Annotated in this window: 34 protein-coding genes; 33 read left to right on the top strand and 1 reads right to left on the bottom strand. The window is 35.5% G+C overall.

Translation table 11 applies throughout. The features are described 5' to 3' along the window. The 32 genes from FF105_RS08700 to mobP2 all read left to right on the top strand — a co-directional run. Positions 1 to 509 (top strand): CHAP domain-containing protein (locus tag FF105_RS08700; RefSeq protein WP_290046678.1); only part of this gene is annotated, 509 nt, incomplete at its 5' end. Positions 510 to 524: 15 nt separating this feature from the next. Continuing rightward, on the top strand, positions 525 to 1,049 hold the full coding sequence (locus tag FF105_RS08695) for a hypothetical protein (protein WP_290046677.1): 525 nt from the start codon (positions 525 to 527) through the stop codon (positions 1,047 to 1,049). After that, complete coding sequence (locus FF105_RS08690) at positions 1,039 to 1,605, top strand: hypothetical protein (protein WP_290046676.1); 567 nt, start codon at positions 1,039 to 1,041, stop codon at positions 1,603 to 1,605. The genes FF105_RS08695 and FF105_RS08690 overlap by 11 nt, the downstream gene beginning before the upstream one ends. Positions 1,606 to 1,617: 12 nt before the next feature. Beyond that, positions 1,618 to 2,076: a thioredoxin domain-containing protein gene (locus tag FF105_RS08685; RefSeq protein WP_260345826.1), complete on the top strand. Its 459-nt coding sequence runs from the start codon at positions 1,618 to 1,620 to the stop codon at positions 2,074 to 2,076. Between the two features lie 32 nt (positions 2,077 to 2,108). After that, a complete protein-coding gene (locus FF105_RS08680; protein ID WP_290046675.1) occupies positions 2,109 to 4,607 on the top strand; it encodes an ATP-binding protein in 2,499 nt (832 codons plus the stop codon). A 13-nt stretch (positions 4,608 to 4,620) separates the two neighbouring features. Continuing rightward, entirely contained in the window at positions 4,621 to 4,950 is a 330-nt protein-coding gene (locus FF105_RS08675; RefSeq protein WP_290046674.1) for a hypothetical protein, read from the top strand. Further along, positions 4,943 to 5,260 (top strand): hypothetical protein, encoded by a 318-nt coding sequence (locus FF105_RS08670; protein ID WP_260345811.1) that lies wholly within the window; start codon positions 4,943 to 4,945, stop codon positions 5,258 to 5,260. The genes FF105_RS08675 and FF105_RS08670 overlap by 8 nt, the downstream gene beginning before the upstream one ends. Positions 5,261 to 5,274: 14 nt before the next feature. Then, complete coding sequence (locus FF105_RS08665; RefSeq protein WP_290046673.1) at positions 5,275 to 5,607, top strand: hypothetical protein; 333 nt, start codon at positions 5,275 to 5,277, stop codon at positions 5,605 to 5,607. A gap of 4 nt (positions 5,608 to 5,611) precedes the next feature. After that, a complete protein-coding gene (locus FF105_RS08660; RefSeq protein WP_336621644.1) occupies positions 5,612 to 5,869 on the top strand; it encodes a hypothetical protein in 258 nt (85 codons plus the stop codon). Then, positions 5,869 to 6,180 (top strand): hypothetical protein, encoded by a 312-nt coding sequence (locus FF105_RS08655; RefSeq protein WP_290046671.1) that lies wholly within the window; start codon positions 5,869 to 5,871, stop codon positions 6,178 to 6,180. Before FF105_RS08660 ends, FF105_RS08655 begins: the two co-directional genes overlap by 1 nt. Before the next feature lie 12 nt (positions 6,181 to 6,192). Further along, positions 6,193 to 7,569: a cell division protein FtsK gene (locus tag FF105_RS08650; protein WP_290046670.1), complete on the top strand. Its 1,377-nt coding sequence runs from the start codon at positions 6,193 to 6,195 to the stop codon at positions 7,567 to 7,569. Then, positions 7,569 to 8,366 (top strand): FtsK/SpoIIIE domain-containing protein, encoded by a 798-nt coding sequence (locus tag FF105_RS08645; RefSeq protein WP_290046668.1) that lies wholly within the window; start codon positions 7,569 to 7,571, stop codon positions 8,364 to 8,366. Before FF105_RS08650 ends, FF105_RS08645 begins: the two co-directional genes overlap by 1 nt. Positions 8,367 to 8,370: 4 nt before the next feature. Beyond that, positions 8,371 to 8,682, top strand: a complete 312-nt coding sequence (locus tag FF105_RS08640) for a hypothetical protein (protein ID WP_290046666.1) — start codon at positions 8,371 to 8,373, stop codon at positions 8,680 to 8,682. 287 nt (positions 8,683 to 8,969) lie between these two features. Further along, complete coding sequence (locus FF105_RS08635; RefSeq protein WP_060461395.1) at positions 8,970 to 9,266, top strand: hypothetical protein; 297 nt, start codon at positions 8,970 to 8,972, stop codon at positions 9,264 to 9,266. 397 nt (positions 9,267 to 9,663) lie between these two features. Continuing rightward, positions 9,664 to 11,316 carry a replication initiation factor domain-containing protein gene (locus FF105_RS08630; RefSeq protein WP_290046663.1) on the top strand — a complete coding sequence of 551 codons (1,653 nt, stop codon included), beginning with the start codon at positions 9,664 to 9,666 and terminating at the stop codon, positions 11,314 to 11,316. Continuing rightward, complete coding sequence (locus tag FF105_RS08625) at positions 11,270 to 11,647, top strand: hypothetical protein (RefSeq protein ID WP_290046662.1); 378 nt, start codon at positions 11,270 to 11,272, stop codon at positions 11,645 to 11,647. Before FF105_RS08630 ends, FF105_RS08625 begins: the two co-directional genes overlap by 47 nt. After that, positions 11,640 to 11,834: a hypothetical protein gene (locus FF105_RS08620; protein ID WP_050884575.1), complete on the top strand. Its 195-nt coding sequence runs from the start codon at positions 11,640 to 11,642 to the stop codon at positions 11,832 to 11,834. The genes FF105_RS08625 and FF105_RS08620 overlap by 8 nt, the downstream gene beginning before the upstream one ends. A gap of 88 nt (positions 11,835 to 11,922) precedes the next feature. After that, the gene (locus FF105_RS08615) at positions 11,923 to 12,183 is read left to right on the top strand and encodes a hypothetical protein (protein WP_072613700.1); all 261 of its coding nucleotides are present in this window, start codon (positions 11,923 to 11,925) and stop codon (positions 12,181 to 12,183) included. A 71-nt stretch (positions 12,184 to 12,254) separates the two neighbouring features. Next, entirely contained in the window at positions 12,255 to 12,665 is a 411-nt protein-coding gene (locus tag FF105_RS08610; protein WP_290046660.1) for a hypothetical protein, read from the top strand. Continuing rightward, complete coding sequence (locus FF105_RS08605) at positions 12,665 to 13,036, top strand: hypothetical protein (protein WP_290046680.1); 372 nt, start codon at positions 12,665 to 12,667, stop codon at positions 13,034 to 13,036. Before FF105_RS08610 ends, FF105_RS08605 begins: the two co-directional genes overlap by 1 nt. Positions 13,037 to 13,161: 125 nt before the next feature. Continuing rightward, on the top strand, positions 13,162 to 14,346 hold the full coding sequence (locus FF105_RS08600) for an IS30 family transposase (protein ID WP_290046659.1): 1,185 nt from the start codon (positions 13,162 to 13,164) through the stop codon (positions 14,344 to 14,346). A 600-nt stretch (positions 14,347 to 14,946) separates the two neighbouring features. Beyond that, positions 14,947 to 15,180, top strand: coding sequence for a helix-turn-helix transcriptional regulator (locus tag FF105_RS08595; RefSeq protein WP_290046658.1), 234 nt, complete (start codon positions 14,947 to 14,949; stop codon positions 15,178 to 15,180). Further along, positions 15,170 to 16,141: a replication initiator protein A gene (locus FF105_RS08590; protein ID WP_290046657.1), complete on the top strand. Its 972-nt coding sequence runs from the start codon at positions 15,170 to 15,172 to the stop codon at positions 16,139 to 16,141. The genes FF105_RS08595 and FF105_RS08590 overlap by 11 nt, the downstream gene beginning before the upstream one ends. 26 nt (positions 16,142 to 16,167) lie before the next feature. Continuing rightward, a complete protein-coding gene (locus tag FF105_RS08585) occupies positions 16,168 to 16,443 on the top strand; it encodes a hypothetical protein (RefSeq protein ID WP_224144587.1) in 276 nt (91 codons plus the stop codon). Beyond that, positions 16,412 to 16,768 (top strand): hypothetical protein, encoded by a 357-nt coding sequence (locus tag FF105_RS08580; protein WP_224144586.1) that lies wholly within the window; start codon positions 16,412 to 16,414, stop codon positions 16,766 to 16,768. The genes FF105_RS08585 and FF105_RS08580 overlap by 32 nt, the downstream gene beginning before the upstream one ends. After that, positions 16,758 to 17,192: a single-stranded DNA-binding protein gene (locus FF105_RS08575; protein ID WP_290046656.1), complete on the top strand. Its 435-nt coding sequence runs from the start codon at positions 16,758 to 16,760 to the stop codon at positions 17,190 to 17,192. Before FF105_RS08580 ends, FF105_RS08575 begins: the two co-directional genes overlap by 11 nt. Positions 17,193 to 17,196: 4 nt before the next feature. Then, the gene (locus FF105_RS08570; protein WP_224144584.1) at positions 17,197 to 18,165 is read left to right on the top strand and encodes a hypothetical protein; all 969 of its coding nucleotides are present in this window, start codon (positions 17,197 to 17,199) and stop codon (positions 18,163 to 18,165) included. 205 nt (positions 18,166 to 18,370) lie between these two features. Next, positions 18,371 to 18,748: a CopG family transcriptional regulator gene (locus tag FF105_RS08565; protein WP_224144583.1), complete on the top strand. Its 378-nt coding sequence runs from the start codon at positions 18,371 to 18,373 to the stop codon at positions 18,746 to 18,748. 15 nt (positions 18,749 to 18,763) lie between these two features. Beyond that, positions 18,764 to 19,549, top strand: coding sequence for a DNA/RNA non-specific endonuclease (locus tag FF105_RS08560; protein ID WP_224144582.1), 786 nt, complete (start codon positions 18,764 to 18,766; stop codon positions 19,547 to 19,549). Further along, a complete protein-coding gene (locus tag FF105_RS08555; protein WP_224144581.1) occupies positions 19,550 to 20,263 on the top strand; it encodes a hypothetical protein in 714 nt (237 codons plus the stop codon). It abuts the gene before it with no gap. Then, on the top strand, positions 20,253 to 20,567 hold the full coding sequence (locus FF105_RS08550) for a hypothetical protein (protein WP_224144580.1): 315 nt from the start codon (positions 20,253 to 20,255) through the stop codon (positions 20,565 to 20,567). The genes FF105_RS08555 and FF105_RS08550 overlap by 11 nt, the downstream gene beginning before the upstream one ends. Next, positions 20,551 to 22,035, top strand: a complete 1,485-nt coding sequence (gene mobP2 / locus FF105_RS08545; protein WP_224144579.1) for a MobP2 family relaxase — start codon at positions 20,551 to 20,553, stop codon at positions 22,033 to 22,035. The genes FF105_RS08550 and mobP2 overlap by 17 nt, the downstream gene beginning before the upstream one ends. Before the next feature lie 167 nt (positions 22,036 to 22,202). Here mobP2 and FF105_RS08540 read toward each other — a convergent pair whose 3' ends face one another. Next, a complete protein-coding gene (locus FF105_RS08540; RefSeq protein WP_224144578.1) occupies positions 22,203 to 23,216 on the bottom strand; it encodes a LacI family DNA-binding transcriptional regulator in 1,014 nt (337 codons plus the stop codon). Between the two features lie 212 nt (positions 23,217 to 23,428). Between FF105_RS08540 and FF105_RS08535 the strand changes: the two genes are divergently transcribed. Next, positions 23,429 to 25,480 (top strand): beta-galactosidase, encoded by a 2,052-nt coding sequence (locus FF105_RS08535; RefSeq protein ID WP_224144577.1) that lies wholly within the window; start codon positions 23,429 to 23,431, stop codon positions 25,478 to 25,480. Position 25,481 lies beyond the last annotated feature (1 nt).

The following is a 25,481-nucleotide window of genomic DNA, read 5'->3' as shown; positions in this document are numbered from 1 at the left end:
CAGAAACGACACAAAATACCGATAACACAACCAATAATTCAAATGGTTGCGCTACTAATGTTGCGCAAGGTATGGGAACGAGTGGTGCGCCAGTTAAAGAAATTCCTAGTGCTTATAAAAGCAAAATTAAGGACACGAACTTCACAGCCACGTCATCATCAAACACTTATCCATTCGGACAATGTACTTGGTACACCTATAATCGTATGCAAGAATTAGGGACACCAGTTGAGAATGGTTTAGGTAATGGTGCTGATTGGGGTAAGAACGCTAAAGCTAAAGGGTATAAAACTGATAGTCAGCCACATGTTGGTTGGGCGGTTAGTTTCTCACAAGGTGCAGACGGTGCTGACCCGACTTATGGACACGTAGCGGTAGTTGAAGCGATCAGTGATGACAAAATACATTTCTTAGTTAGTGAATGTAATGTTGTGGCATCTGGAACAGGTACAGTCAGTTTCCGTGAATTAACGGCAGGTCAAGGCGTAACCTTTATTCAAGGTAAATAATCGAAAGGAGAAAGTATGAAAAATAGCCGTTTAATCATCTTTGCTAGTCTAGTGTTGGCTGGCATTTTATTAGTCCAGTTCAATCAAATACCAAACTTGGATAAACAATTAGGACAAGCTAAGGCTGATTTAAAACAGGCAAAGGCAAATCAAGTCAAATCACAGACGATTGTTTCAAGTCCAAAGTCACAACAATCAACAGTGAGTGATAGCACTAATCAAGTTACTAATTTTGTTAAAACCTTTAGTAATCAACCAACGTCAACTTATCCTGATACTTTGAAAGGGTTGGCTTCACAAAAAGTGATTAACGAAATCACGCAAACTTTTGCGCCTAGTGTGACGTTCAGTGACAAGGCACATTATGATGTGCCACTTGTAGGGCTTAAAAACGCTTGGGGGGCTGATTTAGAATATCTAGTTATTGCTAAGAGTGATGTACAAAGTGTGGCTTACACAATCACTTATGATACTGATGAAAAACAAGTCACCGATATGTCACGTCTAACCTTGAAAGGAGCATTCGATAATGAGAAATAAAATCTTACTTAGCATTATGGGTTTGCTTTTGGTTGCTCTTGGCATCATGATGTCAATTACTAATGGTAAAAGAGTACAAATTGAACAAGTTAGAAAGGAAGTGGCACAAGTGATTAAGAAACAAAAGCATGTGACCACACAAATTGATAATTTGCAAACAACCTATAATGCTAATGATGCAAAAGCAAAAAGTAAGTTGTTAGAATTTGCAAAGGCTTATTATACTTTTAGTAGCCAATCAGATTATGACAAGCGTTTTAATCAAGTATCAGACATTCTAAATATATCAAGTGACCAAAAAAATCAATTATTTGATAGCGGACTAGATGCCACAGGTGGGTCACGTATTGATAATTTAGGTCTAACTAGTCAATACCAGACAGCCACAGGGTACACCAGTGATTTGGATAATCAAACAATCGAAAGTTTAGCGACTGTCGTTGTCAAAACAAGTGGTACAGCGCAAAAGGCAGTCAATCAAACCGTACTATTACATGGCTGGTTTGATATAAAAAGTCAAAAACTAACATCAATTAAAATCAATCAAATACAGTAAGGAGTATGAATGATGAAGCATTATATTAAAGGGGGTAATAACACTAAGAAAGAGACTAAAAAGAAATTACCCAAACCAATTTTAATTATTGTCAATAAATTATTACCAGTCATTGTGTTGCTAGTGGCTGGTTTTTTCTTTATTCCATACGCATCAATGAATTTTCAAAATAATGATGTCAAGGGACTGAATACAAATGCAGAAGCCGTAATGTTTTACAGCTCAACTTGTTCACATTGTCAAAAGGTCTATCCCAAAATATTCTGGCACAATGTTTTGAACTTTAACAATGACGATAAGCAAATTCAAACAATCAATGTGCAAAACCCTAATAACAAGCATTACATTAGTGATTTTGCTGTTCAAGAAACACCAACGTTTATGAAACCTAACAACCCAGACATGAAATTAGTCTCAACTGATGTCAAGCAAATTAACAGTTTTGCCGAGACCGGGGCAAATGATCAATGACAAATATTAAAAGGAAGGTGGGTATTTAATTTATGGCAAAAAAAGCAACGGTTAAATATGAAAACCCTGTTGTGCAGTATCGAGATAATTTATTGCTGACAACGATTGGTGATGTATGGGCTTACTACAAGATTAAGCCTTTTCAAATCAATGTCGCCAATGTTGAAGATAAACGCAAATACAAAAATAGTTTTATTGATGTGTTTGAGCGTTTACAAAAATATGATGATGTTGATTTAAAACTCATTCCTAAAGATATGGACTTAGCTGGTCGTATTCAAGGCACGAGTGATGATTGGGCTGATGACTTGCGAGAAGTTGCCGAGTATTATATCGCTCAAGAAGAAGTCAATTTATTGGAGAGTGAGTTCAACCCAGCAATCATTGATGAATTTTATATCGGTGTCAAGCTCAAAAATATCAACGTTGGCGATGACTTGAAAGACAAGGTTAGTTTTGTGACTGATTTAGTCATGAAGCGTATTGCAGAAACATTTAGGTATCAGGTCAAATTTGATGATAGTTTCTTTGAACGTTTTAATACCATGAATGAAGATGTATTAAGCATTTTGAAATCAATTGATGCCGAGAAAATGGACGAAGATAGATTAGTCGCCATGCTTGGCTTGCCTTATCATCACGAAAAGGAAAAATCACTTATGGCAATGCGTGATACGGTCTTTGATTTATCCAAAACAGGCTTTATTAAACGAATTACAGATGAAAAAGAAGATTACTTTACGCATTTAGTTATGAATATGCCAGATAAAATGCAGTTTCTTTCTGTGTTACCAGAAATTCAATCATATAAATTTCCAGTGGAAGTGCATATCAAAATCAACTTTCCACAAAGAGACGGTTGGCGTGGTTTAAAACAACAAACCAAATCATCAAAGGGTAAATATCGTGATGAATTACGAGATGCCTTTAACACTGATGAAGATAGTTCTAAACGTAGTGAATTGAATTATAAATTGGCGAAGAATTTGGTCAATGTTCTTGATGATAAAAATGGCTTTTTACAATGGTCTGTTATTTTGGTTGTGCGTGATGAGAACGTCAAAGAGCTAAAAAAGAAAGTCAATAAACTTAAAACACGTTTAAAGACTTTTGAGCGGGATATTGAATTATACCAACCAAGTTTCAATCAAGAACAATTGTTGTATCAAACATTGCCAGCAGTTAATCTAGGGATCTTCAAACAATGGCGACAATACACGACTGTACCAGCCTTAGCCGAGTTGATGTTTGGCACCAGTCAGGCTTTAGGGTCACACACAGGTTTCTATGTTGGTCGTGTTTTGAGTTTAGATAAGTTTGAGACTATCCAACAAGCCGTGGCATCATCTCGTTTGTTGCTTTTGTTAAACCTTGTTATCACTAACAAAGGCATCAGGGGTGCTAAAACAGACAGTCCCCACCTTGCATTATCAGGCGATACCGGACAAGGAAAGTCATTTTTGTTTAAGCTATTGCTTTTACATATGGCAATGTTTAACGTCAAGATTTTATATATTGATCCCAAACAAGAAATACACCGTTGGTTTATGCGAGCATTGGAAACTGAAAAAAACCCTTACTTCCGTAAATTGATTGGCTCGTTTCATTTTGTGACATTGAATGCCAATGACAGAAATAATTTAGGGGTGCTTGACCCGATTTTAACTTTGAATGAACAAAGTACCGAAGATGATATCCCTGATGTGTTGACGTTGGTTAAAGAGATGTTAGTACAAATCAGACCTATTTCACAAGATATTCAATTAGAGACGGCACTTAATCGTTCCATTAGTAAAGTCTGTGCAATGCGTATTCAAGGCGAAAGGGTTGGCACTTTAACCGTTTTTGATGAATTAGCTAAAGGTTCGCAAGCAGAAAAAGATTTATCTGATTTCTACCAAAGTATTGTCCCAAAAACGATGTTACGTTTAGCCTTTAGTGACGGTTCAACGGACAGCTTGCAGTTTAATGACCAACGTACAATTTTAGAAGTTACTGGACTGCAATTACCCAATGCTAAGCAAGATAGCCGTACTTATACCGAAACACAAAAGTATTCAATGGCTTTGATGTTAGCCTTGGGTAAATATTTAGAAAAGTTTGGTCGTGCCAATCCAGATGAGTTTAGTTTGGAAATGATTGATGAAGCTTGGATATTTACGACTTCACAGGCAGGTAAAAATGTGTTTGATAGTATCAAGCGGTTAGGGCGTTCTGAAAACAATGCTGTGTTTTATGCCACACAACGTGTCAAAGATAGTGATGATGAAGAAAGTATCGGACAATATGGTCAATTGTTTGCGTTTGATAGTTCTGATGACCGTGAAAATATTTTGAAACAGTTCAATTTACCTGTGACGAAAGCTAATATCGAAATGTTAGCTAACCTGAAAAAAGGTCAATGTTTGTTTAGAGACATTTATGGGCGAGTGGGTAAAGTGGTTATTCACTCATTGTTTGATGAATGGACGGCTGCCTTAAAGACGGTTAACTCAAATGAGAGTGCCAAGTTAGAAGAAAAGTATGCTTAGAAAGTAGGACAGTATGGGAAATGTAATTTTATTTTTAATCTTTGGTTTTGGCATTGCCTTTTTGTATGTACGCCACAATCGAGATTTTGAAGCGTTAGATGATTTGGGTAAGGCGATTTATAAGACCAAAGACTTAGGGTTTACGATGTCACAAGCTAGTGATTTGTCAAAAGATATTCAAGACAAAACTGGTGTGATTACTGGTAACATAGTGACATCTTTTGATAAAAAGCAACTTACTCTAAAAATTGAAGCTAGTGATTATACAATCACAGTTATTTTGGATAAAAAGCGAAATGTGGTGCGCTTTGATGTCACTAATCGGGGTAAGGTTGATGATTAAGGTGCTTGCTGGTTTAGTAGTTTCTGCTATTTTAGTTATTTATGTTTTTGTTTCTGATTACTTTAAAAAGCAATATAGACAACAATATTCTTTGTTGTGTAGACGACTTGTGAGGGAACTACCCAGAGAAGTCAGGTTAGAAGTGATTGAGAAGTTAGATAAGGATATTAGAAAATGGCTTGATGTTAGTGGACCATTTGCAGTTTATTTTGATAAGCATGGTCCTTTAGTGATTGATGTTCAAAGTGGTAGATATGTAATTATACTGTCTGATGATTTTGAGTTAATAAGAGTTGATAAAAAAATATGATTTTTGGAGATGTGATGACTAAAGTTAATATTAAAATGGCAGATTTACAGCCTATGTCGCTAGGTTATGAAGAGGGAGAATATGTGACAAGGGAAGTTTTACAAAGAGCAGAGAAAGCCTATCAGTATTTTCATAATAAGTATTTAGAATTAGTGGCATCAGGGGTTGAGCCAGAATTGCGAGATCTTCTGATTGGTCATGATGCCTCTTTGGAAGACTTTGTTGGAAGAGTAAGACAGGTAGTTAAGTCAGGCTATTATTATGACACTATGGGTGTGTTTGGTGTTTATTTAGAATATAACGATACCTATGCTGAATTAAGAGATTACTTGAATAGTCGGGGGTAAATATATGTCTAGTGCTTTTAAAAAATATCGTATGACACGAAAAAATGTGTTGTTATTGGCACAAGCAATTATCAATGTTCATGGCAAAATTTCTTGGCAAGATTATGCGAGTGATAGCCCTTATCCAGACCAGCACAGTCTTACCTTGAATGAAATTAAGGGCAGTCCTGAAAAGTTAGAACGCTTTAGAAATGAATTTGCACATCAAATGTATAGTAATGTTATCAATGATGAGATGCAAAGATTGGAGAGTGAACGGTAATGTTTGGTTTAACAGTTAATGAGTTTGGCAAATTATATTTCCCCAAGTATCGAGAAACTGGTGTTATTACTCATGCTGATGTAAAAGATGCTAAGCGTTGTTCTGATGAATTTCATGATTTTTTAGTGAATAGTGTTTTTTACTCTAGTGTATCTTGTTTTAGAGTTTATGATAATTATTTATTTACCTTTTACAAACAAGCTGAAAGATGTTTGAAGTCGGGTAAGACACATTTTTCAAACATTGAAATTGAGTTTAGTTTAATGGTTGGTGCTTGTTTAACGTGTCGTAACTTTCTATCGGGGAATTGATAAGGTGGTGTGATGTTTAAGACAATTAAATACAGTGATCAGTATTTAGCAAAGACTTTGTTTAAGAAGACTTTGCTTTTTATTTTGTTATTAATAACGATTTGTTTTGGTTTTTGGTATTTGAATATTTTTCAATCGTTGATGCAAGGACAATATAGTTGGTGGTATTTGTCACCAATTGTTTTAAGTATTTTGTTGACTGGTTTGGTTGGCTGGGGCGTGTTTTGGTTTTACAAGAATTATGCACCAGAACATTCCGACTTTTTTTCGAAGTACCTGAAAACAGTTGAATTGCGCCAGATGATAAGCTTGTTGATTGTTTCCAAAGGGTTCTTTGATACTGCTAGTGATGAGAATGGCACGTTCATAGCTTATTTTCCAAAATTGAAATTAAAGGTACTACACAAAACAGGTCAACTGATTTTACAAGAGCCAGTAGACGGCCAGAAATATATGGAAAGTTTTTCTAAAAATGAGTTTGACAATGTGGTTGAAACGGCATTATTGGCTGATAGGCAGACAACTGAATTTAGTAAGAATAAAATGGTTAGTACCTTTGCTTTTGACCCAATTAAATTTAGACGACAGTTAAAAGAATTAAAACCTAAAAAAGGGTTATTGCAGATTTCAAAGGGCATTGATTGGAAGTATGACACTTTCTACAATGCTTTAATATCAGGTAACGTGGGTACTGGTAAGTCGTATACTATGTTTGCAATTATCGGGCAGTTGTTACAGGTCACAAAGTTTGTTGATATTATTGACCCAAAACGGTCTGATTTGGCTAGTTTGAAATATGTTGATGAATTAAAAGGGCGTGTTCATAGTACGGCATCTGAAATTAATAATGCTGTGATTAAGTATTATCAGTTAATGATGAAGCGTGCAGAACGTATGGAAGAATTAAAGGCATCAGGTCAGATTGGTACTTATAAAGACTTCGGTTTTGAGCCTTGCTTTTTAATTTTTGATGAGTTTGGGGCGTTTGTTGAAATGAATGATAGATTAGCTTATGATGACCCAATCAAATCAAGCTATGACACAGCAATGTCTAATTTGAATGAGATAGCGATGTTAGGACGTGAACTTGGTTTTTATATTTTGATTGGTATGCAGAGACCTGATGCCGGTTCTTTGCCAATGGCAGTGCGTAACCAACTGAATATGCGTATTAACATGGGTGTGCCAACACCAGAAATTGAAAAAATGGTGTTCCCTGATAATGAAAAACAGTTGCGCCCTTTGTCATCACATTTGAAAGGGTGGGGCTTTATTAAGATTGGGGATAGTCAAGTTAGGTCTTTTTTTGCACCAGAAGTACCAAAAGATTTTAATTTACATGAATATATGCGTGAAAATATCGCAATTAGAGAAAGGACTGTTGCATAATGCAAAGTGAAAAAATAAAGCAGTTAAAAATTGAAAAAGTGATCCCTAGTGAGAATGTAATCTGTTTAGATTTAACACATAAGTGGCACTTTAGAGAAGTACCTAATGCGCTAATAGCAGGTAATGTTGGTACTGGTAAGTCAGTTTTGTTGATTGCTATGATTGGTCAATTAGTTTCACAAAAATATGATGTGACAATTGTTGATGCCAAAGATGTTTATTTGTCTCGATTAAAACAAGTATCTCAACTATCAGCTAAAGTATTTAGTGAATTTACAGGGACAGTTGATGCAATTAGTGGTTTTTATGACCTGATGATTAGAACTAGGGACAAGCACTTAAATTCTATCCCAGAGCCACATTTTTTGGTTATTGACGAGTTAGGTTATTTTGTACAACTTGGCGATAAACTTGGTTTTGCAGATGAACAACGTTTATTGTATGAACAAGCCATGTCACAATTGAAAGAAATTAGTGTCATGGGACGTGAGTTAGGTTTTTATCTGATTATTAGTAGTGTTTTGCCTAATGCAGAATTTTTACCATTGGTGTTGAGAAATCAATTAACATTGCGTATTGTTATGGGTCAGCCTTCATCAATTCTTACTGGAATAATGTTTGATAACTCCAGTCTTAATTTGGTTCGCCCTTTGTCAATTACTAATAATGGCTTGGGTTTTGTTAAAAATGTTTATGGTTATAGTGGTGTTAGTCCATTTATTGCGCCAGAAATTACATCAGAATTTGATTTGGTAGAGTATGTTGAAAATAGCATACGTTTAAGTGAGGGAAAGTAAACTTATGGCAGATGATATTATGGCAATTGAGCGGACTAGGTTAAGTCTAGTTAATGGTTCAAGGAATATGGCGTTGATGTTGGATAAGTTGCGTGCGATTGATGCCAATGAAATGGCTAACATTAGAAATATTGTTAAAAATATTGATGTTGAGAGTGGCGCAATTAAAACTGAAAAAGCGTTACGGCTTATTGAGGAAATAAGAGATGTTGATGTGTTTAACTTTACACAGGATATTGTCGATTTGATGAAGAATATTGAAAGTTCGCAGGAACAATTAGATGTTTATATCAAGGTATTTAGAAAATTGGTCTAATGTAACACTGTTTGTGAATTTTTATGAAATGGTTAGTTTGTGAAATGTAAGAATAGCGTTTGTTGATGTTTGTGAATTTTAAGATTTCACAAGCATTTTTTAGTACTTTAAAACGTTGATATAGCGTTACTTTGTATAGGCATCATTATGTCAACTTTGATTGGTCTAGTAGAAATAGGAGTGAAAATGATGAAATACCACGCAAGAAGTCCAACACTTAACATCTGTGTTTGGCTTTGTTGTTAATTAAATATTTGTAGTTTAAAAAAGAAAAGTAGGTAAAAATTATGGCTTTAGAAGTTAAAAAAATTCAATCTTTGTCCGCTCAAGCAATTGAAGATTTGAAGGCAATTGAAAAGATAGGTGGACTTGAACACCTTGCTCAACTAAGTGATGAACTTAAAAAGGCAATGGCAGATGAAGAACAGTTACGTGCTGTTAGTCCAATGCTCCCACCTTACTTTGCTGAACTACGCAAAAACTTAGGTTTCTTGCTTGGTACGGCTAAGTCATTGCAGACACACGGTGTCAATCGTACAAAGGACATTGAGGGTCTTTTGGATCAATTGTCACATATCAAGTAAGAACCTATTGTTAAAGCTCTAGTCTTTTCAGGCAAATGTCCTGTGAGAGACCGGGGCTTTATGTACATAGTGACTTTGGTTTTGGCGTGGCTCGTAGCGACCAGCGAAGAGACAGTGCCACGCCTTGCCCCAACGCGAAGCGTTAAGGGGGCAAGGTGCGTGGTCGCGGTTAAGCACACACGACCAGTGTGTGTCAGCGACTGGCACATGCGCCAAAAATAAAGTCACCAAAAAGGCTTTAACCCCCAGTTACTAACAGGGGGGTTAAACCGGTAAAAACGCTGAAAGCGTCAACCCAATATGGGGAACAAATGCCGGTATGAAGCCATTTAGATTGAAAAACAAAAATGTCCCTTTGAAAGTACCAAATGGGACATTTTGAGAAAGGAAAGCCGACATGATAACGATTAACAATGAGCCAACATCTTATACACCTATATTTCTAGGCACAACACAACATAGTTTACGGTTATCGTTGGAAATGCTTATCATGGTCGGTATGAAATTAAATGATGAAATTATTGAGACTTATAACGTGACCGTATCAGCTATCGAATTGGGACAATTACCTAACATCGGTAGTGAGATTGCGATTGATGAAATCATTGGTAGTAAGTTATCAGGTTTTAAAGCAAACATTAAGCAGTCTGATGCAAAGATACAAAATACTGTCTCGACTGAACTAAAAAATTTAATTGAATTAAAGAATGTTGGTCAATACCAACTGTTGAAAGGACAAAATAATATGACACAAGAATTAAACGTACCAGAACTATCAAACAATAATTTAATATTGATGCGACAGCTACTTGGCGTTACACAACAAGAATTAGCAATTGCTATGGATATGAGTAGAAAAACAGTTAATCGTTTTGAGATTGGTGAGCAAAAAATATCAGATAAATTTGTTAACAAACTCATCTCGGTATACCCAGAATTATCTGAAGCTATCGAAGTGCAATTTGATTGGGTTTCACTGACATTCCCAGATTTAACTTCAAAACAAGTAATCGCTGATGTGTTGAGATTGCAGGAAAATCTGTTTTTAGAACGTCCTACGTCTCAAAACTTTTATACTCGCGAAATGGCATTTGCTGGCGAAAAGAATATCTACATACAAGACTTTGCACCAATTAAAAACCCAGAAACACAAGCGATTGAGCAAAAGTTTGGGACAACGCTTTATTTAACTGGTAAAGGCACACGGTTGTTTGAAAAAGCACTACTTGAACAAAGCATGAACTGGCGTAACTTCTTTGAGAAAGCACGACAGTATCGGGGGCATTTAACACGCTTAGATATTGCGATAAATGATAAATGGGGTTTGTTAAACATGAATGACTTTGTTAAAGCTGTACAAGAAAAACGTTTTTGGAGCAAATCAAAGTCTTATGCGGTTCATGGTAACGTTGATGACGGTTGGACGGTTGATTTTGGTAAGTCTCCCTTTGTTATCCGTGCCTATGATAAGCACAAAGAACAAGCTAATAAAGGTTATGACACTGATGTAAAAACTCGTGTGGAATTAGAATTGCATCAAGATAAAGCAGAGTATGTCCTTGATGAGTGGCTTAATCACGATAAAAAATTGGTGGATATAACCTTTGATATTTTGTACACCTATCTATGGTTTACTAATGAGCCGATTGATGCGCAAAAGCTAAAGTCAGATAAAGTGCGTGAAGTGATTGAGCAAACAGTTGAGCCAATGCCTGCTTGGTCATTGCTGACAGCTTTAGGTAATCGAATGAAATTTGTTAGGCAACCAAAAAAGCAAAGTGTGGAACGCATTGAAAAATGGGTCTTACAGTCGGTTGTTCCTAGTCTAGCAGTGTTAAAGAAAACAGGGCACTGGCATGAAATTATTGAAGCGATCAATAGTGTTGAGTTATCGGCTGAACATCAAAAGCTTGTAGAAGCTAATTTGGTTAACGCTATCACACAAGCAAATAGTGTTTTGTATCAAGGAAATATCAATTTTGACAAAGAAAAGGAAAAGTATGATGAAGAAACAGCAGAATTTGAGAAAAAAGCCAACCTACCATTCTAAGCGTTTTTGGGATACAGTTGGTCGGGGACTTAATTGGTTTGACGGTCTAGTAACTTGGGTATGTAAGCCTTATTTAATTTGGTTAGGTTTGGAATGCTTTATATTTCTAGTTTTGATGTTATCAGAATCTATGGATAAATCATTCAATCGTTCATTAGTTCGTGAAGCACCAAATACGTTTGCGCATCTTCCAGCAAATTATATGGCATCATGGCTCAATATGATGAATATATTGATGTTGTCATTATTGATACTACCGTTAATACCAGTATTCATTAGTAATGTTTGGTATCTATTCAAATATCTAAGAAAGGGGCATGACAATGTATAAAGCAGTTGGTTGGCATTCACAAAATGAGTATATGGCTGGCAATAGTCTTGCTGATGTGATGCGTAAATTACAAAAAGAGTACCCAGCACCTAGACGGACTTCTAGGGGTATGAGTACCCAACAAATTTATAGTGAACCATTACGAATTATTGATGAAACTGGCAAAGATAAACAGTATTTACCCTAAAAAAAAATTAGAGTGTTTAACTATTGACTAAGGGAACAGCCGTTCGTATAATGGTTATAGTAAATAAAAACGACTGGAGCTGTGAGCTATGAACCAAATTGATGCTGTCATTGGGGATATTAAAGAAATGTTTGCTAAGCAACCTAACACAATATATGAAGTGAGAGTTGTAGACCAGATTTACTCAAAAAAGGTCAATATATTTTTTGAATGGTATAAGATTGGCAAGGCTACAAGGTCGCAACAAATAGCGCAATTTGATAGTACCTACACAGAAAGAATACCAGAAATCATCAAAAAAATTCGTAAAGAAACAGGTTTGACGGTTCGTACAAATATATATGATTAGTCACAAAATGAGTTAGTGCTTAACAGTTACTAGCTCTTTTTTTGCATTTAAAAATGAAAGGAATAAATAAAATGCCTACAAAGATATGGTTAAAGCCAGAACAATTAGAGCTGTATATTAAGCAGTTAGAGCGGTTTAGAGACTTATACAGTCAACTAGACCAAACATTAGAAAGTGATAGACAAGGTTTTCAATTTAAAGCTGGTGCGCCGAATTTTCAAACAACGTTGAGTGTATCAATGCAATTACAAGATAAAATTAGACAAGCACAATCTCAAACATACGGAGATGTGCTTTTTTTTAACAAAGAATTAGCATCTAGGGTACAAGATTTGGTTTCTAAGTCAATTGAGCTAACCTTTGCTTATCGTGATTTAGATTTGCTGATTAAGGGAACAGATCGTAACACTGAAAGTGGTTTGAATAAGATTGAGGAACAATTATATCAAGCTAAAAAGCAACTAAGAGAAAGGGCAATGTGATGATTAACAAAACAATTGACAATTTAAGGTATTGCATTATCAATCGTTATGTTGGTTGTCTTCGTGATATAGAAGTAGATAGTCGGCTACGTGAGAGATTAACATGGTCTGATAATAACAAAATTATAGGGCAGATAGCTTACAGCATTCATAATATTGTTGATTTAACTGATGAAGCATTTAGTGCTTTTGATGATGTGAATACTTATGAAGCCTATATTTTGAGAGAATTGGCAGACCATGCTAGAAACTTGGAAAATAATTTATTACCAGAACTAGAACGTATGCGATTAGACACACGTTGGTTTGTTGAGTATCAAGAAGAACTATCAGATATTGAAAAAGTCCTAAATGATTTCAGTGTAGCATAAAAAAGCTATGATTATTATTTTGTTATTCAGTACGTGTAAAAACAGAATAATAGGCATAAATGAGAAAGTGATAAACTTTATTATAGGCATTTGATGCCTGACTATGATAATAAGGAGTGTTTTTTATGAGTGATGAAACACCAAAAAAACGAAAGCGTCAACCACATATAAATGAAAATCAACGTCATATGATTGAGTATTTGTGGAATATTGAGAAAATGACACAGGCAGATATAGCTAGGCGTTTGGGCTATACACCGTCATCAATACTGCGTGAATTGCACCGTGGGAACACGCTCGATTTTTCACATTTAGATAGACGAACATTGTTGAATATGGATATACACGCACGCATCAAGTATTCGGCACAACGTGGTCAATATCTAGCTTTAAAAAAGCGTAGTAAAATGGGTACTGGTTCAAGATTGACACCTGAATTAAAAGAAATTATTGAGACATGGGTTAATGTTGAACATTGGACACCTGAACAAATCGCTGGTAATGTACAAGACGTTGATGTGTCGGCATCTGTGATTAGATTATGGGCTAGAAAAGGTTTGATTGATATTCGTAAACACAAGTATCATCGACAAAATGGGACACCAAAAGAAAGAGCTGTTGCGCAAACAAGACGTGCTAAGGAACGTGAAATTGCTAGGCTTCGTGAGCAACTAAAAAATGACGGAGAATTAGTCCGCCATTCGATATTTGATCGCTCACAAGTTGTTGAAAGTCGTAAACAGTTCGGTCATTGGGAAATTGATTTAGTTCTGCCTGCTAAAATGAATAATCAACGGTATCAAGATACTACGGCAATTATGACATTTACTGAACGCAAAACACGATTTACAGCGCTGGTACTGGTTCGTAGTAAGAAATCTAATGATATGATTGATGCGTTTAAAGTGTTCTATGAACGTTATGGCAAAGCTGTCCGAACAATCACAGCCGACAATGGTTCTGAATTTATCTCATGGGACTTTTTAGAATATGTTCAAAAAGAGCTTAAAATAAAGTTGTATTATGCTACACCGTCATCACCACAGCAACGTGGTTCAAACGAAAACAGAAACCGTAAGCTACGTGATTGGTATCCTAAAGGCACGTCATTTAAAGATGTTAAACAGCGACAATTAGATGAAGTGGCTTCAAAAATGAATGCGATGCCACTTAGACAGGCATTAGACGGCAAACGACCTATGGTAGTGTTTGAACAGGAATATAAAGCCATGCAACGTTACCGTAGAGCTTATGAAAAGCGTAAAAAGCGTATGCTTGAAGAACGCCAAAACAACGAAAATAAGCATTAAAAAGCAATAAAATAAATAATGAACTTTAGACACTAGATGTGTCTTTTTTTGTTGTGCTTAAAATATAAATATTTGAAAACGGTATAATCGGTTGAAACATTTGATATAATAGTGAGTAATTAGATTGCTAAAAGCCTTTGTATAGACGTTCCAAAAGCGTGGACGTTCAGTTTACTTTTAAACCAAATCATGATATTCTAGAAAAAGTTGTGCTCTGATTTAAAAATAATCTTCGTTAGTTTTACATACATGTTACCAGTAGTTTACCAATATATTAAACATGTGGTTTTCAACTTGACATCTGCCCAGATGTTTTTTAGTGTACCGTGCATAATCTAACGTAACAGAGGCTTGTTGATACGTTGGCGCACAAGGGATTACACAGTTTACTAAAAATCCAAAGTCAATAATTTGAAATAAAGTAACGTTTTAGTAGTATTCGTTATTTTAAAAGCTCATAAGTCCTGTGTGGGCTTATTTTTTTTGCTTAAAAACAGCCTAAATATTAAGAAGTTGTTAAGAAACCGTCTTCATGACGGTTAATTATTGGTAATAAAATCAATGGAAATTGACAACTAAAACAAGGGAGAAAGAGACAAAATGAAACATTCTTTTGGATCAATTGTAAAAGCCTTTCGGGACCGAAAAAGACTAACACAATTGGAATTAGCTGTGAAATCAAAAGGGGAGTTATCAACGGCGACGATTTCAAAAGCTGAAACTGATCCAAGTTATAATCCGAAACTGACAACGTTCATTAAATTTTACAAAATCATGGATGTGCCATTTGAAGAAATTGTTGCGACATTAGAGGGGACTGCTGATGACAAATGACCAAGATACACCCAGGAAGATGGAACGGGTTAGCAGAGATCAGGTTGAAACTAACGAACGATTCTATAAGATTCCAAAAGCATTATTTGAAAATGAATTTTATGCCGATATGAAGCTTGAAACGAAAATGGCTTATGCCATTCTGCGTGATCGTTTCTTGTTATCAATTAAGAATAATTGGATTGATAAAAATGGTGATGTCTACTTGATTTACAAGAACTGTGACCTGCAAGCAATGCTTAGTGTTGGTGAGAAAAAAGTCATTAGTTTAAAAAAAGAACTAGCAGATTTTGGGCTACTTGAGGAAGAACGTCAAGGCTTAAATAAACCAAACAGGTTGTACGTTGGCAACATAAATGCTGATATTGAAGTTATCCACAGGGCCAATCCTTTGGGGGACAAGGAACTGTCAAAACGGCAGTTCCGGAACTGTCAAAATGACAGGTCAAGAACCGCTAAAACGACAGGTCAAGAACTGTCGAAAAGACAGTCAAGTGAGACTGAGAGTAGTGAGACTAACTTGAGTGAAACTGAAACCCCTTATTTGGATGAGGACGAAACAAATAATAATAATGGTTCAAATAATTCTCAACAATCGTTCATCGCAATCGGGAAAATAATTGAAAAAAATCCTGGGTTACGAAATGTTGTTCAAGCTTTGATTCCAGACTTACTGCTGAATGAGCCAAAACAGGCAGAAATTGTTGTCAATGCACTTGATTGTGGGTATAAGTATTTGGCGGCTGAACTTGAAAAAGGTAATTCTGTTCTGACTTTACAAAGGCAATTGCAAGGTGAAAACAGCAATGTATTATTTCTATCAAAAATTGGTTCTAAGCAATTGGAATATATGAGCGACCATTTGATTGATATTAACCAGTATGGCAATTATTTCGCTAGTGGCCTGGAAAATCGTTTGAGAATTGCTGTCACAACAAGTCAATCGGCATCAGGCTTTTAACTTTAAATTGAGAGAGGAGAGACAAAATGGCAAACCAATACAACATATTTATTGCAGTAGATTTCTTCAATGCAGATATACTTTTTGTGGCTAATTCATCAGGTGAACTCAGCCGAAAAGTTATCAAAGCAATTGAAAATCATAAATTAGAAAGTGATGGCGCAGTGAGGTTATACCGTACCTCTTATCAATCATTTAAAGCAATTCAAACACTGATGACACGCTATCATTTACCGTTCCATGAAGCTGCAAGACCAAAAGGGAGAACTTATGAAAGTCAGACAATTAACGCTGTTGGATGAGCAAAGTTTACAAGAACTGCAACAAACCAAATACGTCGTCATTCTCGTTAGGGAATTGAAAAATAATCTCGTTCAACCCACAAAAAAACAAGCCTTTGTCTGCTTAAAATCAAGTGAGATGAAAATCAAAGGTGAGTTGTTTGACGATTGCTTAGGGAATCATTATGTCGGTTGTACAGTCCTAAAGGGCATTCATTATTCTGAAGCTGGTAACCAAATTCCCGTGTTTAAACTACCAAATAATATCCAAGACTATTTAGCCAAACAACTGACACCGATTATTAATTTACTGGATCAAAAAAGGAGAAATTATTATGCAAATTAATCACCACGTAGGACGTTTAGTTCGCAATATAAACTTCACCGTAAGGGGTGAAAAAGAAACTAAAATTGCCTACTTCAAATTAGCCATTAATGATTTAAAAGATGGCAAAGCTACTTACATTGATTACGTTGCTTTTAACAAAACGGCAGAATTGATTCGTGATTATGTGACTGATGTTGGCCAAGTATTTGAGCTTGAATTTGTGATGCGCAATCACAATTACACCGATAAAAATACAGGTCAAAAAATTTATGCTATGCAAAATCAAGTGACACAATTCCGCATCTATAAATCCAATTTGTCATCAAAAAAGTCTGTGGATCAAACTCAAGTTTCCGACATTCGGAAGAGTGAAGTGACCGATAAAGATTTGCCACCATACCCTGACTTTAGCAGTAACGCATTTGAATACGTAGAGGGGTAGGACAATGACTGCAATAATAACAATAGCTGATAAATTTAGAAATATCTTTCAAAGATTTAGTCGCTTTGGGACTTGGTTTTTGGAACATCAACGGCGTAATTTAATTGGCATATTTAGTCTATTTATCCTGATAGCTTTCGGGACAACTGTCATGGTCAACATCACACCACGACCATCGAATTTGCCTAGTACGGAATTAAATACACCAGTTTCATTTGGCACTTTGAACAAAACCGCTAGTCTAACAAAAAGTGTTTTTAATAAAAATAATGGTGTTTTGGAACTGCATTATACAATCTCGGACGGAGCTGTTTCTGATCAAGATTTTGTTGATATTAGCAAAATTAAATTCACTGCTATGACAGATCATGGTGGCAATCAAGTTACTGGGCGTGTCGTGCCAACTTCAAATAATACACTCGTGGTCCAATTTAAAAACTTGAGTCATAACTTCAATGCTGTAACACTAACAGCTCATGATAAAAGCATCAATACTGCCACAGTCGAAGCGCCAAGTAGTGTTAGTGCTGAAAGCTCAAGTACGAAGAAAACGGCAACAGATACAAATACAGCAAGTGGCAAATTCATCATCAATCGTGACAAAGTATCTAAATCAAATACGCTAACATTTACCAGCCAAAAGGAACTTGAAGTTAGCGAAAGTGAAGCTAAAATAGCGGCACAACAAAAACTGATTTCCAAGAATACGAACGCGATTGTTGAATATCAAAAAGCCATTGATCAACGACAATCTTCCATCAAAAAGTATCAAAAATTACTCACCCAATCTGATGACTCAGATACTCAAACTAGCATTGATAATGCGCGTGATGCCATTACACAAATACGAACACAAGTCAGTGATGCACAGAAAAATATTCAACGTGCCAAGACAAATATTAGTCAATATCAAAAGACTAAAAAACAGGTTCAGGAAGGCAAATCATTGTTGCCAAAACCAACCGATTTGTAATTCTATATAGTCCAAGAATTTCCCTAGCGGGCTATTTTTTATAACAAAACCTGGGTAAAGAAAGGGTACAGACAAAGTACAGAAAGGGTACAGACAGTTTTGTGATTGGTAATCCCTTGAAAGGCCCGCACGGCGGGATTAAAACCACAAGGTTTTCCTTTCCCTTAACCTGTTCCTAATTCATTAAATATTTTATGGAGATTGTATGAAGGGTATAACAAAAACAATTAAAAACATTGATGAACATGCTTTGAAAATTATTGAAACACAAGCATCAAAAGAAAATGTCTCGTCAAGTCAATTAATTCGAGAACAAATTGAAGACTATGCTAAGCGACTTGAAGAAGATAGCGCAGCAAAAATATTGCATACTTATCTCGATGATTTAATCATGGCTAACAATAATGTTGTGCACGGATTAAATGACAATACAATTGCCATTGGTGAAATGTTTAAAATAATTCTAGCAAGACTTGAGATGTATTTTCCAGACTTAAATGATGAGGTAGAGCGAATTCAAAAAAACGCTCGCCCTCAGGAAAAAAATTTGCCAAGGTCGATTGACTTTGATGAGTTTGAATAAGCAGAAGAGGTTCAAATGAAAAATTATAAACGTGGTCGATTTGCAAGAAGAATTCTATTTGGCATTGTCATATTGATAGGTATTGTCTATTTAAACCGTGTGTCGATTTTGCAAAAAATTGTTGCATTAGGTTCGCGATCATCACTGATTAATATTGATAAACAAAGTAGCTCTCCAACACAAAATGATGAGCTAGTGAACTGGAAATACACTGGTCACACAGTTGTTGAAGTCAATCATAACCAACCAACATTTACACAAGATGATTTACAAATTAAACAGGGTGGCTGGCAAAAACTTTCATCATTAGATTCGTTAGGCAGACCACAAGTTGCTAATGCGTTACTCAATCAAAAATTGATGCCGCCCTCTCAAAAGTATAAAGCCCGTGAACGATTAACAATCAAAACGCCAGGTTATCATGCCATTAAAACTGGAACGAATAATACCGAATGGTTATACAACCGTAGTCATCTGATTGGGTATCAATTTACTGGTCTAAACAATGAAGCCAAAAATTTGATCACGGGGACACGACAGTTGAACGCAGACAGTCGTGTCAATGCTAAAAGTATGGTGACTTACGAAACAGAAATTGCGGATTATTTGCATCAATCAAAAAATAATTATGTACGTTATCAAGTCAAACCAATTTACAAAAATGTTGAATTAGTCCCCCGTGGTGTTCACATGATGGCACAGTCAAATGATGGTGTTTTAAAATTTAATATCTATATTTTTAACGTTCAAGATGGCTGGACAATAAACTACTTAAGCGGTAATGCTGAAAGGAGTGAATAAATGAAAGATACAATAGAATTCAAAAGAAGTCAAATGAAGGCGCTCATCAAAAGAAGAAATGTTTTGAATAAAAAATATGATACAACGCTACCCGAAGATATTCCTTTGGATGTTAAATCAGAACTAAAGTTTATCGACAAAATTTTACAAGAATTCGACATTGATGAGCAAATTTTTGCAAAACAAGGTAAGACAATTAATATCAAAAATTCGCGTGACGAAGAATGGTACTTTCAACAAATGAAGCACTGGTCCGAAAGACATCCAAAGGCTACAAATGGACAGTTTGGTAAAAGCACACTGTATAAGTTTGCTTTGCATTTCTTCGTAGAAAATATTGCGCTTAATGCCAACAATGCTCGTCTCAATTACTTGGAACTAGCCCAGAAGGTAAATGATGCCAGCTCCACAAAAAGTGATTCAAAATTGACTACACAATTGGCAAATGTAGAGAATTTATTAGGTTTTCTTTTAACCATGCAGCAACGCCAACTTGAATACATTCCAGAAGGCATTAATTTAGAAAATGGTTTTATTAAATATGCCATCAACCCAATTAATCCAACAGAATTCCAGCAATTTGGTACACCAACGGAACTTAATCCAAACAATGAATTGGCACAATCCTATGAAGAATATAAAAAAATTCGGAGTCGCGATAAGCAGCTGATCAAAAAATATCACCAAACAGGAGGACAACTCGATGACGATTAAAAAGCATAGTAAAAGAAAAGCACAATTGACAAAGTATTTAGAACAACTTGATGAATTCAATTGGCACCATCCTACTCAAGTTAGTGAGATGGCTGATAGTCAACATGAACGCGATAATCGCACGTACTATTTGGCCCAGATAAGTTTAATTCTGTTTAATAACTATCAACAATCTTACATGCAAATTGCTCAAATTCTGAACATGTCTTCCAGAACAGCCCGCCGTTTGACAGTTGATTATGAACAAGATTTTGATAGTTTAGAAGAAATTATGGAGGCATTGCAAAATGGCGAAGACTGGTGAAATTGCTGCATTTGCCCTAGGTGAAAAAAAGACGGCAATGGTCAATTTACCAGCACAATTTGTCACGTCTAGTACAGCAGATATGAAGGGACAAAAATACGCAGATTTAGTTGACTATGCTAATAATTCGGAGAAGACAAGTGACCTTAATAATGAGTCTATAACCGATTTAATCGGCTTAAAGGAACAATTTGACAAGCGAGGTTACGCTAACCGAAATTCTGCGGTAACAGAAATGCATCCAATTTTTGGTAAGGACAAATTAAATTATGATGATCACGATATTTCATTACTCAGAAAAGACTTGGATGAGGCACAAGAAAATGGTAATAATATCCATGAACTTGCTTTTTCAATTCGAGGGGATTGGTTAGTTAAAAATAATCTCTATGACCCAGAAACACGTGTGATTGACCAAAACAAATTAAAACATGCAGAACAGGATGTTGCTAAGACATTAATTAACAAAGGATTTAATTTACCTTTGGGAGAAGACGAAAATGATGTTGTTTGGTTTGGTGTGATTCATCAAGATACCGACCACCTAAACATGCATCTGTGGTTTGCTAAAAAAAGCCAAGAAACGCGGCCTGAGATGATCAAGCAAGAAGGTAAGTACAAAGGGCAGCCAATAGGTGTTATACCTTTAGAACTGATTGAACAAGCCAAGCGACAATTTAGAAACCAGTTAATGTCATCACGGGAACTAAGGCGGCATCAGGAAATATTAAAAGGTGTTGGTGGCTTTAAAAAAGAAATTGTTGAGGCAGCGCCAGACAACCTATTAAATGATCGTCATGCTAAAGCCATCAAACAAATTTATAATGCTTTACCTCAAGACATGAGGGGGCGGTGGCAAGTTGGTAATGCTCATTTAACCGCTGGAAAAGGCAAGATGTCAAAAGCAAATCAATTAACAAATCAATTGCTAGATGATTTGTTTGCAAATGAGCTAAAACCTGAATTTGAAGGATTTAAGTCGTTGGCACAAGAATATGATGCCATTAATATTGAAGACCAGGGTGTGATGCATAAGGGGCAATCCAAGTGGTCTGAGAATAAGGAAGATGAATTAAGGAAACGCTTAGCGAATCAACTCTATAAACATTTAGCACAAATTAAAGACACCTCAATAAATGATATTGATCAACAAATGTCTGAATTGCTGATTCATGTTAAAAAACGTGATAAAGGCGGTAACGTAGATAGAACTAAAATTGCATCTAGCCCTCAGGAAAAAAAATCGGTACCCACGTCATTGGTCAACAATGTAAACCCAAATACAACAAAACATATAGGTGATCAGATGCTATTGCGGGGTGGTTCATTCAATAAAATTAGTCGCTTGTGGTGTCAGGACATCCGTGCTGACACAAACGCAGAACGTCGATTCTTAACACACCAAAAGATAGTTGAACAGTATAAGGCAGAAGAAGAGTTCACGACACAAGAAAAAAATAGATTGTAAAAAGGAGATTACATACCGATAAATTTATATACCATCAAAAAGAACTGAATCTACTTTTTTGATCAGGTCAAATAGCTATTGTTATCGAAAAAATCTTGCTTCTATAAGGGATAATTCGTAAAAGGAATTTTTTATCAGTGTCGAGTGTTAAAAATCAAATACAAATATTATCGATTGTCAACTTCTTTTGGAAACGTTTCTCTATAGATTAATTCAGGTGATTTAAGAACTATTTCAGGGCGTGTTCTCTTTGGATTGATTATTCTCTGATGTAGTAGATTTAACGCTTCGTCTATCATATCATCTATATCAATTTTAAAGGAGGTAAGCGATGGTGAAGAAAATTTGGCTACTTCGATATCATTAATACTTATGAAAGCTGTAGTATAAGGTACAGAAATTTTTTCTTCATTAAACGCTCTGAGTACTCCTATTGCCAGCGAGTCTGATCCAATCAAGAAAGCCTGTGGGAGTTCATTCTCAGAATACGTATTAAGAATTGTTTTACCAATTCTATAACCAGAGGAAGTTGAAAAATCAGTTCCTATAAATATGAATTCTTTGTTATATATCGATATTTCTTTTGCATAGCTTTCAAAATATCTTCTTCTTAAATCATCAAACTGAAAAGCGTTGTCGCCTTTGTTCCACAATTTACCTCCAATAAAACCAACTTTTGTAAAATTGCGAGATCGAAATTCATTCAACGCCCTTGTGATGGCAAATTCCAAGTTAGGCTGTACAGAAGTAAAAACACCAGGATTAGGATTTGAGTCAACAAACACACAGATAATTTCCTTCTTTATGATCTCATTTAAAGCATCTTGATTAAACTTTCCAATTAACAAAACACCTCTAGCATTTTCAGATAACTCCATCACATTTTTATAAAAAATTATTTTTAGTCCACTTTTTTTGGCTGTTGCTTCAATAATTTGTCTCATTTTCACATAATAAACGTCTTCAAGTTCTTCATCAGGATTAATTGAAAATATTACCGCGAGATTAATATCTAAGAATTGATTAGATCCAACAGATATATAGTCAAGTTGTCGTGCAACCGTTTGCACGGTCTCTCGAGTACTATCAGTAACTGAAAAAGTTTGGTCATTATTTAGTATTCTGGAGACAGTTGCTGAAGAATATCCGGTTTTTAGGGCTATTTCCTTAATAGTAGTCATTTTTCACCTCTTCATTAATTATGTAGAAAGTACTGTTTATATAATTCATCATAAAACAAACGGCAACATTTGACTAATGTAAATTTAGTAATGAAAGTAAACATCATTTACTAACTTTTACCACTATTACCTCTGTAAGCGCTTCCATTTACTATGATAACGAGTTATTATTTAGAAGTCAATTGATATTGAATTCAGAAAGGATAGGCTTTATGACTGACACATTACAAATTTCAAAGTTTCTACATGGGGGCGACTATAATCCCGAACAATGGATTGATAATTTAGAAATCATTAATCGCGATTTTACATTGTTTAAGCAAGCCAAAATCAACACGTTCACAATAGGAATTTTTTCTTGGGCAAAAATTGAACCCAAAGAAGGAGTTTACGATTTTGAATGGTTAGATAATATTTTTGATAGGGTTGAACAACAAAACGGGAATATTATTTTAGCTACTCCAAGTGGCGCCAGACCTAGATGGATGTCTGAAAAATATCCGGAAGTTCTACGAACGAATGAACAAGGACAAAAACTTTTATTTGGAGAACGTCACAATCATTGTTTATCATCGCCTGTTTACCGCGCAAAGACGAAGTCAATCAATTACCAGCTTGCAAAGAGATATGGTCATCGTAAAAGTTTAATTCTTTGGCATATTTCTAATGAGTTGGGAGGTGATTGCCACTGTGAATTGTGCCAAGAAAAATTTCGTGAGTGGATGAAAAATAAATATAAGACGATTGATAACTTAAATAGGCTATATTGGTCATCATTTTGGAGTCATCAATATAATAATTGGGATGACATTCATTCACCTTCGACACTGGGTGATACTACTTCTCTAATTCTGAATTTGGACTGGAAACGTTTTGTGACGGACCAAACAATTGATGTCTTTGAAAATGAAGTCAAACCATTACGGGAAGTGACTCCAAATATTCCTGTTACAACAAATTTTATGGGGGGAAATCCCCCAGAATCAAGCATTTTTATGGATTTAGATTACCAAAAATTCTCTAAACATGTGGATGTGATTAGTTGGGATTCATATCCTAATTGGTCCAATGATTATGAAACTACGGAAACCTTAGCTATGAAAACGGCTCTAATGAATGATGTTATGAGGGGGTTGAAGCACGATTCTTACCTCATAATGGAGAGTACTCCTTCTCAGGTCAATTGGCACCCTTTCAATAAATCAAAGCGGCCAGGGATGCATGAGATGGGCAGTCTGCAACAGATAGCACATGGAGCAAACTCAGTACTTTATTTTCAGTTACACCAATCACGGGGATCTTCAGAAATGTTCCACGGCGCTGTTGTGACACATAGTTTGAGCAATCGTACACGAGTTTTCAAAGATGTAAGTTTAGTAGGAAAAGATCTAGAAAAATTGCAACCATTACTCAAATCTAAATACACACACCCCCAAATTGCAATTGTATTCGATTATGACAATGTATGGGCATTAGATGATGCAAGAAATTATTCGGATCAAACAAAGAAATATTGGCATACTATTCAGAGTCACTATAGTGTTTTTTGGCAGAATAATATACCCGTTGATATTATTTCTGCTCAAGATGATTTATCCCCTTATACACTTGTGATAGATCCGATGCATTTCATGATGGACATCGAGTATATGGAAAAAATTGAAAAATATGTGAGTTTGGGAGGCAATCTTGTTGGTACTTATATGACAGGCATGGTTGATAAAAATTATTTAGCATATTTAGGTGGGTGGCCAGAAAGACTGCAAAGAATTTATGGTTTGTCTTATGTTGAAACCGACACCCTTTACCCAAAACAAACTAATACCATTATATGGGAAGACAACGAATATAAAGTACTCGACTATGCCGATGTTTTTGAACAGAAAGGCGCTACCTCACTCGCTTATTATGAAGATGATTTTTATGCTCAAACCCCAGCCTTAACAAAAAATAATTTTGGTTCTGGCACTGCTATGATGGTTGCTTGCAGAACGGAAAAAGCTTTTTTAAATAAATTTTACAGTAAATTAATTGATAAATACTCACTTCGTGATTCACAAATTCCTGTTGAAAATGCTGATGCACATTTAAGTATACAAGTTCGACAGGATGAGAGCCAAAAATATTATTTCATTACAAATTATACCGATAATAAACAAATTGCCTTGTTTAAGGATAACTATACGGATATGTTGTCAGGGAATAGTTTAAATGGAAGCACTACATTGGAACCATATCAGGTTATAGTAGCAACAAAGGACTGAT

Origin of the sequence: Leuconostoc sp. UCMA20149, assembly GCF_030400235.1 — a bacterium.
GTDB lineage: Bacteria > Bacillota > Bacilli > Lactobacillales > Lactobacillaceae > Leuconostoc > Leuconostoc pseudomesenteroides.
The sequence above is the reverse complement of the archived record's forward strand: the minus strand, read 5'-3'. Positions and strand labels throughout refer to the sequence as shown.